Source organism: Streptococcus cristatus (assembly GCF_003943815.1).
In the GTDB taxonomy this organism is placed as follows: domain Bacteria; phylum Bacillota; class Bacilli; order Lactobacillales; family Streptococcaceae; genus Streptococcus; species Streptococcus cristatus_F.
Map to the genome: position 1 here is coordinate 19561 of NZ_RJNA01000005.1, position 12988 is coordinate 32548.

General features: G+C 44.7%; 13 protein-coding genes. 2 read left to right on the forward strand and 11 right to left on the reverse strand.

Features of this window, described 5'->3' with window-relative positions:
* Window positions 1-22 precede the first annotated feature (22 nt).
* The 7 genes from pnuC to D8872_RS04185 all read right to left on the reverse strand — a co-directional run bounded on the left by pnuC (window position 23) and on the right by D8872_RS04185 (window position 6396).
* Window positions 23-838 (reverse strand): nicotinamide riboside transporter PnuC, encoded by an 816-nt coding sequence (gene pnuC, locus D8872_RS04155; RefSeq protein WP_125390058.1) that lies wholly within the window; start codon window positions 836-838, stop codon window positions 23-25.
* Window positions 839-859: 21 nt separating this feature from the next.
* Window positions 860-1918, reverse strand: a complete 1059-nt coding sequence (locus D8872_RS04160) for an AAA family ATPase (RefSeq protein ID WP_125390059.1) — start codon at window positions 1916-1918, stop codon at window positions 860-862.
* 178 nt (window positions 1919-2096) lie between these two features.
* Window positions 2097-2498, reverse strand: coding sequence for a DUF4430 domain-containing protein (locus D8872_RS04165; RefSeq protein ID WP_125390060.1), 402 nt, complete (start codon window positions 2496-2498; stop codon window positions 2097-2099).
* Window positions 2482-2964 (reverse strand): ECF transporter S component, encoded by a 483-nt coding sequence (locus D8872_RS04170; protein WP_125390061.1) that lies wholly within the window; start codon window positions 2962-2964, stop codon window positions 2482-2484. Before D8872_RS04170 ends, D8872_RS04165 begins: the two co-directional genes overlap by 17 nt.
* An 84-nt stretch (window positions 2965-3048) precedes the next feature.
* Window positions 3049-3489, reverse strand: coding sequence for a GNAT family N-acetyltransferase (locus tag D8872_RS04175; protein WP_005591148.1), 441 nt, complete (start codon window positions 3487-3489; stop codon window positions 3049-3051).
* A 14-nt stretch (window positions 3490-3503) separates the two neighbouring features.
* Window positions 3504-5933 carry an ATP-dependent Clp protease ATP-binding subunit gene (locus D8872_RS04180; protein ID WP_125390062.1) on the reverse strand — a complete coding sequence of 810 codons (2430 nt, stop codon included), beginning with the start codon at window positions 5931-5933 and terminating at the stop codon, window positions 3504-3506.
* Window positions 5934-5937: 4 nt separating this feature from the next.
* The gene (locus D8872_RS04185) at window positions 5938-6396 is read right to left on the reverse strand and encodes a CtsR family transcriptional regulator (protein WP_125390063.1); all 459 of its coding nucleotides are present in this window, start codon (window positions 6394-6396) and stop codon (window positions 5938-5940) included.
* 288 nt (window positions 6397-6684) lie between these two features.
* On the opposite strand from D8872_RS04185, the gene D8872_RS04190 reads away from it, so the two are divergent.
* Window positions 6685-7035, forward strand: coding sequence for a hypothetical protein (locus D8872_RS04190; protein WP_125390064.1), 351 nt, complete (start codon window positions 6685-6687; stop codon window positions 7033-7035).
* Between the two features lie 266 nt (window positions 7036-7301).
* Window positions 7302-8174 carry an AraC family transcriptional regulator gene (locus tag D8872_RS04195; RefSeq protein ID WP_111705339.1) on the forward strand — a complete coding sequence of 291 codons (873 nt, stop codon included), beginning with the start codon at window positions 7302-7304 and terminating at the stop codon, window positions 8172-8174.
* A 109-nt stretch (window positions 8175-8283) separates the two neighbouring features.
* On the opposite strand, the gene D8872_RS04200 is transcribed toward D8872_RS04195, so the two are convergent.
* From D8872_RS04200 to D8872_RS04215, 4 genes are all read right to left on the reverse strand, one after another.
* Entirely contained in the window at window positions 8284-10395 is a 2112-nt protein-coding gene (locus D8872_RS04200) for an ATP-dependent Clp protease ATP-binding subunit (RefSeq protein WP_125390159.1), read from the reverse strand.
* Between the two features lie 430 nt (window positions 10396-10825).
* Entirely contained in the window at window positions 10826-11590 is a 765-nt protein-coding gene (locus D8872_RS04205; protein ID WP_125390065.1) for an amino acid ABC transporter ATP-binding protein, read from the reverse strand.
* Window positions 11591-11602: 12 nt separating this feature from the next.
* Complete coding sequence (locus D8872_RS04210) at window positions 11603-12289, reverse strand: amino acid ABC transporter permease (RefSeq protein ID WP_125390066.1); 687 nt, start codon at window positions 12287-12289, stop codon at window positions 11603-11605.
* A gap of 3 nt (window positions 12290-12292) precedes the next feature.
* Entirely contained in the window at window positions 12293-12985 is a 693-nt protein-coding gene (locus D8872_RS04215) for an amino acid ABC transporter permease (RefSeq protein ID WP_125390067.1), read from the reverse strand.
* Window positions 12986-12988: the final 3 nt, after the last annotated feature.

Here is a 12988-nt window from a genome sequence, read left to right on the forward strand (position 1 = left end):
CAAAAATCCTCCAAATCTTGCTCTAAGCTTTCGTCACTGCCTTGGTCCACTGATACCAGCCAACTATACTATTGAGCGTATAGACCCAGTACATAGCTTGGATATGGAGGTTGTTGCCCCACCAGAGGTAGATACTGAAGAGATTGGTCGCAATCCAGAAAATCCACTGCTCGCGATAGAGACCCGTCATGAGAAGCTGGCCGATGCCATTGGTCGCATCTGTCACGCTATCACGGAAAGGCCGGTGACTGTGAATACTCTTATAAGCAAAGCCCATACCAATCCAAATCAAGGCGGTCAAGGCCAAATATTTAAGCCAGCCACGCCAGTCTAACTTCTTAGCTTCAAAATGAGACGGCTCTGTCTTATCTTGTTCATTGACTCGGTTGGACAGCCAAGTATAAAGGCCAATCGGCTGCATGATAAAGAAGTAAACCGTAGTCAGCACTTCTCCATAAAAGCTAGCCTGAAAGGACAAAATGAGATAAATTGCCGAATTAACAGCTCCAAAGAGGTAATTGCTGGCCCGCCCCTCAGCTACTAAGATGACGCAGACGATGCCTGTCCAGGAAGCAAAGAGTCCCAACCAGTCATGCTGCTCCTGCCCACTGGTAAACTCCAAAATGAAGGGCAGACTGGAAAGAGCGATCAAGTAGAGCCATTGAGACAAGCTACGCCCGCCAAATAAATCCTGCCAGAGCAATTTGGCAATACCGCTAAAACCCTGTTCTTTAGCTGCTGCACAGACATTCTGAAAATTCCGAGCAAAGGTTTGAGATTTTTGTTTTAGTCCTGCGGAGAGAGCTGCAGGTGAGAGTTTTTGATTTTTTACTACCATTCTATTTTACCACTTTCTTTTTTAATCTGCTTGATAAATCATGTCGATCGCTTCTTTAGCCGCCTGATAATTATCCAAATAACTGTTAGCCAGATAGACCGTCGGAATATGAGCCAAACACTGCTCTTTCAGCTTTTTCAGATAGCTTGAAAAATCACTGCGGATAGCCTCGTCCGCCATGCTCATGTCACGAAAGCCATCGTTGACATAGGTGCCGACCGGCTCAGCAAAGAGAATCAAATCCCATTTTTCCTTGGCCAAAATACTAGCAAAGAGATTGTCAAAGGTATCTGTCTCCTCGTCTTGAACGGGACTTTCTTTCAGATAGTAATCATAGTAAGCCTTGGTTACTAGCGAATTTGTATCGGCCACGACCAGACCACGGTTGGCGCTGCTGTCAATCAAGCGGGAAGTCTGAGCATATTGTCCCAAGAGCAGATAATAATAGTCCTTAGGTGTCAACTCATCGTCTCGCACATTGTTCTGAATCTGGTACTCCCGAGCATATTCTAGACTGACCGGAGCATCATAGAAGCGAGCTAAATCCTTGGCCAAGGTCGTTTTACCATTGCTGGCACTGCCCATAATCAGCACTTTCTTGGTAAAGTGACGGCGGAAAGGTTGGGCGATATATTTCCAATAAAGGCTAGGATTTTCCCGAATCATCGTAGCTGAAATCCCAAACTGCCGCTCCTCAAAAGAAGTTTTGAAGCCACGCTTTTCCAACTCTGCCTGATAGTCAGCCTCTCCGACAAAGAAAATCAACTCCTCGCCTTCTGAATCATAACCCACCAAGTCCAATAAAGCGGGCAACCACTGAGCCCAACCCAGAGGATAGCGAGGGAAAGACGTTTCGTCTAGTCTATAAACCTGAGTCAGTTCATCATCTGCGAAGGTCTCACGAGTATAACGGAATCGCTTCTGCAGAGATAGACCTACTTCCTCGCCACGGTCTCCCTGATAGCCAGAAACCACCACGCGCACTTTGTCATAAGAACGCTTAGCCTTCTGAATCAAATCGATATGCCCCTGATGCAAGGGAGCAAAGGTTCCAAAGACGATTGCAATTTTTTCTTTCATACGCTTAACCTTTTTATTATATTTTATTCTTTCTATGATTTTATTATAAACTATATTTTTCTTTTGTCAATAGTTTTTTATAAAATTTTATAAAAATATTTTTCAGACACTTTAAAACTGCATTAAGCGCAAAAAAAGAACCTAATATCTTAAGCATCAGATTCTTTTTCTACAAGATTTATTGCTGATAGACTTCTTGATAGAATTCTAGCTTGTCTCCATCCTTGAGCGTGATTTGATTGGCGCCCTTAGGAGCCATTTCTCCGTTGACCTTAAACATCCAGTAGAGGCCCTTTGCTTCATCCTGAGCATGACCATCAATCGAAGTGATAAAACCATCTTTTTCTTCGACCTTATAGGCCTTCTTCAAAGCATCCATAGCTGTCTTTCCTTCTTCAACAGCCACCGTTTTCTCGCTCTTCTTCTGACCTTCTGGTGCAATACTGATGCTGATTTTCAGTTCCTTTTTGACGGAAGAAGCAGCCGAACTAGAGCTGGTATCGTTTTTTGTTTGATTATTGCTACAGCCCACTAAAAAGAGAGCAAAGGCAAGCGTAAGTAAACTAAAGATTTTTTTCATGATAAAGTCTCCTTAAAATAAAATACAAGATAGGATAGAAGAGCATCGTGGACCAGGCGTGGGCTAGATTGAAGCCTGCTCCCGCTGCCACATAGGTCCACCAAGGCATTTGATAAATCAAAGCTGTGATACCATCAATCACAAGACCATAGCTAAAGGCTAAAAGCAAGGCCAACATACTCTGACCAAACAATCCTAGTCGCCGATACAGCAGGTACCATAGACAAATGACCACCGCAAAGGATAAGATCTGGAAAAGGACCCAAGGCCCCATTCCAAAGAGGAAAGAAGATACAAAGATACTGATAGACATGACCAGAAGCGAGCCCTTCAAGTCCTCAAAATCCACCAAGAGAAAATACAACGCTGTAATCGGCTTGATATTGGGCAGGCCGGCAAAGGCATAGCGAAGTACGACGCAGAGCGCTGCTAGAAGAGCGATTCGAGTAAGGTAACGAAGAGACACAGTTTCCGCCTTTCTAAACGATATTCTTCAGTATGATAACACGGTTCTGACTAGCCTAGCAAGAATGCTAAGTAAATCAGCTTTTTATGTATCCTGTCGAATCATCTCCGTTAGTCCTTGATCTCGGTAAAGCAGATCATTTCTAACTGAAAATCCCAGCTCCTGCCAAAAACGGTTGCCCAGTTCATTTCTTTCAAAAACGACCAGCGATACTTTATGGATACCAAGTCTTTTCACTGCTGACAAGGCCTGTTCGACCAGAGCTCTGCCTACTCCTTTTCTACGAAAATATGGATGGACAGCTGTATGATAAATGTACGCTCTACGTCCATCTGTGCCAACTAGAATAGCACCTATAAAGCTCTCCCCTTCCAAGGCAACCAGACAGGTCTCAGGATTGCGCTTCAAAAAGCGGGCAATCCCTTCTTCAGAGTCATCTAAGTTATTGAGCCCCATACCAGCGCAAGAGAGCCACAGCTGGTAAACAGAGGCATAATCCTTTTCTGTCATCACACGAATTTCCATTGCACACATCCTCCCTAAGTCATTTCAAATTTGAGTTGACCGTTTTTGACACCAACTTTAAGCGTTTGACCAGCTGCCAAATCTCCAGTCAGGAGCAACTCAGACAGCTTGTCCTCCACCTGCGTCTGCAGGGTACGGCGCAGCGGCCGCGCTCCCATTTCTGGATCGTAACCTTCCTGAGCCAGCAATTTCAGGGCACTAGCTTGGAATTTAAGTACGATGCCTTGCTCTGCCAGACTCCCAATCAACGGTTGCACCATAATCTTGACCACTTCCTGCATATCCTCAGCAGACAGACTGTGGAAGACCACCTTTTCATCAATTCGATTGATAAATTCAGGCCGGTAGGTCTTTTTCAATTCTTCCAGAATTCGTTTTTCCATATTAGCCTGATCAAAGCGGATATCACGCGCCCCAAAACCAACCGTCTTATCATCCCGCAAAGCCGTTGCCCCCAGATTGCTGGTCATGATAATGATGGTATTGGAGAAGTCCACCTTGCGGCCCTTGCTATCGGTCAGCTGACCATCATCCAAGACCTGCAAGAGGACATTGAAAATATCTGGATGAGCCTTTTCTACCTCGTCAAAGAGAAGAACTGAATATGGACGGTTGCGAACCTTTTCCGTCAATTCGCCGCCTTCCTCATAGCCTACATAGCCTGGAGGCGCCCCGTTAAGACGACTGGCTGCGAATTTCTCCATATATTCACTCATGTCAAAGCGAATCAGGGCGGATTCATCATCAAAGAGAACTTCTGCCAAGGCTTTAGCCAGCTCAGTCTTTCCGACACCCGTTGGCCCTAAGAACATAAAGGAACCAATTGGGCGTTTGCCGGTGCGGATGCCCGATTGATTGCGACGAATAGCCCGACTGACAGCCGAAACTGCCGCATCCTGCCCGATAACTCGTTTGTGTAGTTCTTTTTCCAAATTGAGATATTTTTTGGCATCTGTCTGAGTTAATTTCTGCACAGGAATACCAGACAAGCGGCTGAGAGTCTCCAGGATATCTCCTGCTTCCACTTTCAGCTTGTAAACAGTTGGCTCCTGCTCTTTTGCCAGTAGCTGGCCGACTTTTTTCAACTTTCCAGCCATCAAAGCCTGATCCACAGGCGTCAAATCCGACTGTTTATAATTCTGCGGTCCTTTGTTCTGCACAGTTGCACTGGCCTCATCCAAAAGGTCAATAGCAGAGTCTGGCAAATGCTTGCTGGTCAGATAGCGATGAGCATACTTGACCGCTGTTTCAATGGCCTGATCACTAATCTGCACCTTATGGTGATCCTCATAACTCTTTCTCAAACCTTGCAAAATAGCAATGCTGTCGGCCACAGTAGGCTCTTCAATGGTTACCTTGGCAAAACGCCGAGACAGAGCAGCATCTTTTTCGATATGTTTCTGATACTCTTCCTGCGTCGTAGCACCAACTGTTCGCAAGGTTCCCCGAGCCAGAGCCGGTTTCAGGATATTGGCCGCATCCAAGGTCGAATCTATCCCGCTGCCAGAGCCCATGATGGTATGCAGCTCATCGATAAAGAGGATGACATGGCCGTCTTCTTCGATGTCATTGATGATATTGTTCATCCGCTCTTCAAAGTCTCCGCGGAAACGAGTCCCAGCAACGACATTCATCAAGTCTAGTTCCAAGACGCGCATCTTGGCAAGTTCAGCTGGAACCTGACCAGCTGCTACGCGTTGAGCCAAGCCTAGTGCCAGAGCCGTTTTACCGACCCCCGCATCACCGACTAACACTGGATTATTCTTTGTCTTGCGGCTGAGGATCTGAAGCATTCGAGAAATTTCTTCATCTCGCCCGATAACTGGTTCCAGACGACCAGCCCGAGCCAGTTCTGTCAAATCCCGAGTATAGTCTTCCAGGCCACCGCTAGTTGAAGGAGGCATGCCCATCATATTCGCCATGGTTTGTTTGGCAGAAGCCGTGTTTTTATTTAGCGAGCGGATCGATTTGATTTCCTCTCTGCCCCAGCCAGCACGCTGCTCCAAAACCTTTCGTAAATCACTGAACCGAGGAGCTGCACTCTTATCATCATAGCCGAAACCTGCAGCTTCTAACACACGAGCTGCCAAGGTTCCACGATCAAATAGCATGGCTAGGAGCAGGTGTTCTGTCCCTAGGCTTTTAGCATGGACGGCTTCCGCAATCTGCCCTGCTTGAGCAAAGAGCTCCTCCAAACGGTGAGAGAAAGGCAATAAGTCAAAACCACCCTGTTTTTGGTACTCTTTTCCAGTAATGTCAAAGGCTGCTTCTTCCAGTTTATCTACTTCAATAGGGAATTCATTTAGAACCGAGCCTGCAACGCTGTAGGGATTATTAGTCAGAGCCATCAGCACCTGCCACGATTCTAAATAATCAGTAGCAAAATGACCAGCTAAGAGCTGAGCCGCTTCTAAGCTTTCCACTAAAGCTTTTGAATAATTCATATTCTTAATTTCCTTTTCTATCTAATTGCTGCAAAATTTTCCGTAACATTCTGGCTCTAATCCTCGGAGCCTCTGCTCCTAAGACAGCATCGCTGGCACTCGCTAGGAGCAGATCTCCCTCACGCTGGCCAATAATTTTTTCATCAAAGAGCAGCTGCAAAATATCTGAAAAAACTGGCTGGCTGAGCGACTCACCAACATTGGCCAACAAATCAGACAGCATTTGGTGCCGATCGGAAAATTCAATCTTACCAATCCTGATATAGCCACCGCCGCCGCGCTTGCTTTCAACGATATAGCCCCGGCTCTCCGTAAAGCGTGTCTTAATCACATAATTGATCTGACTCGGAACCACCTGAAAAACATCAGCTAACTCACTGCGCTTCAGCTCGACCATGCCCGCCTGCGCCAAAATTCTTTTGATATATTCTTCTATACTATCCGAGGTATTTTTGATGCCCATGATATACCTTTCTATCTGTTATATCTAAAAATAAGCATTCAAGTCTTCTCTAACATTGACTATCTTTGACTATTATACCGAAAAAATCTATTTTTTGAAAGAAAAAGAAGTACCAGAAAGCTTGAAAATATCTGATAATTCAGAGTAATGAAAAAGATTGATGAACGGGATAAAAAAGAGTGTAAACGCTTGCTTTTTGCTTTTAAAGACTTATAATAAAGGTGTAAAAGTGTGGTTTTTACACCATCAACCGTATCCAAACAATCATCATCAAAAGGAGGTTTTCAAATGAAAATAAACTGGCTCAACTATACCCATCATGTACTTAGCTGCCTGTTTGTCACTCTGAGTATCTTGACAATTTTTTCTGCCGAGTATGTCGTTTTCCCAACGAGCCTTCTTCTAGGCTGTCTCCTCATTCCTCTGCTCTTTGAGCAGCACTTACTCAGTCGCCGAATGACTTGGGGCCTCAGCGTTTTCTTTGCCATTCTTGCCTTTGCCCTTCTCTTTGTCATCAAAACCAATCATATCTCCCTTAGCTATCCAGCAACAACCCTTCTTCTTTTTGTACTGGCAAGCCTGAGTTTTTCAAACTCCTTTATCCTTCACAAACATAAAGAACAAAAGGCCGCTAGATAAAGCTATCCAATAAAAAGTGTGGAAACAACATGAGCTCGAAAGAGCTATGGATTCCACACTTTTCTTATTCTATAAGGAGCTGGATGGTAGCTAAAAATTCTTAAATGATTCGCCCACGCTGCCAGCCTAAACTAGACTTTCAGAAAATTTTCTCCTCTCTATTTTCCTACTTTCATTTTCTTTTTAATTATATTATAATAGTTGGCAAACACATTTTCCAATCTAATTACTTTAAAAAATGATAGTATTCTACGAAGGAGGGCATTATGATGGATTTGGGCCAATTGCACAAAACTACTGAATATAAGAATCAAGGGACCCCCTATTCTCTGACGCGGACCATTACGGAAAACGGCCAGCCTGACATCCTTTTCCACTGGCACACCGATGTTGAAATCATTTACGTCCACGAGGGAAGCGCCCAATTTCATATCGACGATCATTATTTTAACAGTCACAAGGGCGATATTGTCCTGATTCGTCCCAATGCCCTTCACTCCATTCATCCGATTGAGCAGCAGCGCCACTACATGGATGCCATTAACTTTCACTTGGACTTAATGGGCTATTCGGCCATGGACCATGCTAGTATCCACTATTTACAGCCTCTCTACAATGGTCAACTGGACTTTGTCCATGTCATCAAGCCGACTGATCAAGCCTATGAGGAAATTCGCCAATGCCTGCTGGCTACTATGGAAACCGGTTATTGCCAAAAGAAATACTATGAATTCCAACTCAAGGCCCAGCTCAATCAGCTCTTCTACTTGCTTTTTGAAAACGGCTATATCGTCTCCAAGGAGCTATCTGCCGAGGGCTACCGCAAGGAAGAAAAAATTCGGTCTATCATCGACTATATCAATGAGCATTATCAGGAAGAACTCTCTATTGATCAGCTGTCTGGCATCTGCGGCTACAGTCCGACGCACTTCATGAATTTCTTCAAAAAACATCTGGGCGTTTCTTGCATTGAATATCTGATTCAATTCCGCCTGCGCAAGGCTGCCGAGCTCCTCCAGCACTCCACTCTGTCAGTTCTAGAAATCTCCAGCCAGTCTGGTTTTAATAACCTTTCTAATTTCAACCGACAATTTAAAAAATACTATCAAATGACACCTAGTCAGTATCGAAGAAAATAAGGAAATCTCCCGTCAGCTGATTGGAGATTTTTTATCTGAACAGGATGAATAAAAAAACGAACAGACTAAATATCTGTTCGTTTTACGGGATTTTGAAAGTTATAGGTAGTTATTCTGCTGATTTTTCACGGATAACCAAGACACCATCTTCCATATCTGCAGTCAGGTGCTTAGCATCTAGATTATCCAAGTGGAAGTCGGTCACCTTGTCACGAATTTGCTGCTCGATGACACGGCGGAGCGGACGAACGCCCATGACTTGGTCATAACCAGCATCACGTAGGAATTCCTTAGCTGCATCAGATACAGCCAGATCAATTTCCTTCTTGCTCAAGGTTTGATTTACTTCAACCAGCATGAGATTCACAATCTCCATCAGGTCTTCTTTCTTGAGATGAGAGAACTCAATAACCGCATTGAAACGATTGAGGAATTCTGGGCGGAAATAATGTTTGAGTCGATCCATCAGCTCAGGCTTTTCTGCATCCTCTTCCAGACCTGCTTCATAGCCAAAGCCTGCATTGGAAGTCGCAATGATGACCGTGTTCTTGAAGTTGACTGTGTTACCTTGACCATCTGTCAAACGACCGTCATCCAGAACTTGAAGGAGAAGAGTAATCACTTGTGGATCCGCCTTTTCAATCTCATCCAAGAGAATGATAGAATATGGATTGCGGCGCACACGCTCAGTCAGGGTATTGTTGTTATCATCATAGCCGACATAACCAGCAGTCGTACCAATCAACTTAGAAACGGCTGTGCGGTCACTGTATTCAGACATATCCAGACGGATGATAGCATCCTTGGTACCGAACATATCTAGAGCTAGTTGTTTAGCCAGCTCAGTCTTTCCGACACCAGTTGGACCAACGAAGAGGAAGCTGCCAATCGGACGGTTGCCCTCATCAAATCCTGCACGGTTGCGGCGGATAGCTCTAGCCACAGCTTCTACAGCCTTGTCTTGGCCGATGACTTTGGCTTTGAGACGGTCATTCATGCCCTTGAGGCGCTCAATGTCGCTAGCACCCATTTGAGATACGGGCACACCCGTCATCCGTTCAACAGATTCTGCCACATCATTGACTGTCGCCGTTACCTTCATATCCTCGGTGTGGTTTTGAATTTTCTTTTCCAGCTCTTCAATGCGGGTCTTGGCATTCAGAGCAGCTTCATAATCTTCTTTTTCAACAGCCGCTTCCTGCTTGTCTTTTTGCTCAGCAATCTCATTTTCAACCGCATGAACATCCGTTACTGGATGTTGAGCTGCCAAGTGGGCAGCAGTCACATCGACCAGGTCAATGGCCTTATCTGGCAAGCTCCGTTGTGGAATATACTGAACTGAGTAGTCCACAGCCGCTTTCAGCACTTCATCCGGCAGGATGACATTGTGGTGCTTTTCGTACAAGTCCCGAATGCCTCGAAGGATCTGATAGGTATCTTCGGCAGACGGTGCGTTGACCTTGACTTCATTGAAACGACGAGCCAGAGCTGCATTTTTGAGAATGGTGTTGCGGTACTCGTCCTGAGTAGTAGCCCCGATAACGGTCAACTCCCCACGAGAAAGCGCTGGTTTGAGAATATCCGCTAGCCCCTTAGAGCCACTATCTCCACCAGTAGATCCTGCTCCTAGGATTTGATGGATTTCATCAAAGAAGAGGATGATGTTGCCAGCTTCCTTGACTTCGTTGACCAAGTTTTGGATATTTTCTTCAAAGCTACCACGATACTGGGTACCAGCTTCCAAGCCAGAAATATCAACAGAAATAATTTCCTTGTTCTTGATGGCCGCTGGCACGTCACCATTGACGATAGCCTGAGCCAATCCTTCTACGACAGCTGTCTTACCAACTCCGGCATCGCCAACCAGAACCGGATTGTTCTTAGTCCGGCGGGAAAGGATTTCAGCAGTTTCTTGGATTTCCTTATTGCGCCCAATAACTGGATCTAGCTTGCCTTCACGCGCTTCCTGAGTCAGATTGCGACCTAGCTTAGCCAGAATGCCATCTTGCTTAGGCCCATGCGCTCCAGCTTGTCCAGTCTGCTCACCTGCTCCTTGACCAGGGAGCTTGCCAGTAGCCCGGTACTGAGCAAACTCTTCCGGTGTGACCTCTCTACCATTGATCAAGTAGCGACGATGTTCGCTGTTGTAGCCACCCATGCGCCCCATGAGTTGGTTGAAAAGGTCGTCCATATTGTTGAAATTGTTGTAATTGTTGTTCATCATTTTTCCTCACTTTTTATACGTTTTATATCATTTTTTCATTTGCTAAAGTTTCAGATAAGAAATCTCTTTCTTACCTACTGTACATTTATGTTCATATCGGAGATCTTCTCCTATCTACTATTTTACATAACTTATTCTATTTCCAAAAATTAAGACTCCTTCAGTCTCTTGCTTTATGGATGAGTTGGATCTATTTCAGAAGAATATGATGTTACATAACTTTTAATCCTCCCAAAAATAATTGCCTTCCGGCTGTATTCATACCTTCTGATTAAATTTACGTAAACTTTTTGTTTACATTTGTAATTATACATCCTTTTTTACCCCTTGTCAATAGGTTTGAACAAAAAATTTACATAATTTTTTTAAAATCAAAAAACTTTCTCCACATAAAAACATGAAGAAAGCTTCTCTATTTTGATACAAGTTAAATCATATATTCTACACTATAGCTGGCATCCGACAAAATGCGGGACAGAAACTGTTTGGTCCGCTCTTCCTTCGGACTAGAGAAGAATTCCTGAGGAGGATTTTCTTCGATTATGTGACCGCCGTCCATAAAGATGACATGGTTGGCCACATCACGGGCAAAGCTCATCTCATGGGTCACAACGACCATGGTCACTCCCTCCTGAGCCAGCTGTTTCATGACACTGAGAACTTCACCGACCAGTTCCGGATCTAGAGCCGAAGTTGGCTCATCCAGCAGGATGACATCTGGCTTGACGGCAATGGCACGGGCAATCCCAATCCGCTGCTGCTGACCGCCTGATAGCTGAGAAGGATAGTAGTCCTTGTAGGCTAAAAGTCCCACGCGCTTCAAAGACTCTTCTGCAATCTCAAGCGCTTCTTCCCTCGGTATCCTACGAGCTATCACTAAGCCCTCTAAGATATTTTCAAGGGCAGTTTTATTAGCAAAGAGGTTATAATGCTGGAAGACAAAGGCCGTCTTTCTGCGTATTTCCAAAATTTCCTTTTTGCTAAGTTTAGCCAAATCATAGTCCTTACCAGCCAAAGTCAGCTGGCCGCTATCCGCTTTTTCTAAGTGATTTAGACAGCGCAGAAATGTTGTTTTCCCAGAGCCTGAGGGTCCCAGAATAACCACAACATCACCTTGATTGACCTTGAGACTGACATCTGCCAGCACCTGGTGCTCTCCAAATCGTTTGGAGATATGTTTTACTTCTAACATAATCTTTCCTTCCTAAGCAAGAGCGTAGCGCTTTTCCAAGCCCCTAAACATCCACTGAATCAAGCCACAGATAATGAGATAAATAACAAAAATTACTAAGTAAGACTCTGAATACTGGTAAGAATGAGAGGCTTCGACCTTAGCCAAAGCTGTAATATCCTTGACCGTCATGACAAATACCAGTGAGGTCCCCTTAACCAAATTGATAACCAGATTGGCGAGATTGGGCAGGGCAGAACGCAGAGCCTGAGGAAAAACAATCCTCCAATAAGCTTGAAAATTCGTCAACCCAATCGCCTGAGCTGCTTCTAACTGTCCTTTATCCACTGTCAAAATAGCAGAGCGCAAGATTTCCGATAAACTCCCTGTTGTCATCAAACTATAAATGATGAAAGCATAGTAAAGCGGATTGAACTTAAAGACATCTACCTGACTGCCTAGACTTTTGAAAAATTGATTCAGCAAGCTAGGAAATAGACTGTAGAAAAAGAGGATAAGTAAAATAGGAGGCGTCGCCCGAATGAAGGCTAGATAAACAACCGAAAAAGTTCGAACACCACGAATTTTATAAATCTGACCTAGAGCCAAGAGCAGAGCCGGAATAAAGCTGAGCAGAATAGCCACTACCATAATGATCAGGGTTACCGGTATACCTTTCAAAGTAACCAGAAAGGTATTTACAATATAATTCAAATCCATGCTTTACCTCTCCTTGACTGTCAGACTTTTTTCCAGAAGCTGGGAAGCCAGCGAAACCACTAGAGCAATCCCCCAGTAAATCAAGGCCACCGCTGTATAGGTTTCGAGGGAATAATTACCCAGATTCCGGCTGATGAGATTTTGCCCCGCTCCCATGACATCAACTGCTCCAATCGTATAGGCCAGCGCAGCATCCCGCATGAGATTAAGAAAGGCGGTAGTCAAATTGGGCAGGGCGATGCGAAAAGCCTGTGGCAGAATGATCCGCAGAAAAGTCTGCACTGGTGTCAAGCCAATACTGAGTCCTGCCTCGGTCTGTCCCTTGGGAACAGCAAGATAGGCTGCCTTGAAGACTTCTGCAATCATGGCCGCAAAGAGCAAAATCATGGTGATAATGACAAACACAGTCCGCGACCAATTATTGATATCCAGCCCCAGCCACCACTTTAAAAACTCTGGAATGCCATAGAAGACCAAGAAGAGCAAGACAACAGGCGGTGTACACCTAAGGATAAATATATACCCTCTAGCCAGACCAGCAAAAGTCGGCTCCTCCGCAACTTGAGCCCAAGCCAACAGGCCGCCTAGCAAGGAGCCAATTAAAACCGTCACGAACATAATCCATAAAGTAGTCGGCAAGGCCTGTAACAAACCAGGCAGTAGGCCAAAAACACGGGACAAATCATAAGCGACCATACG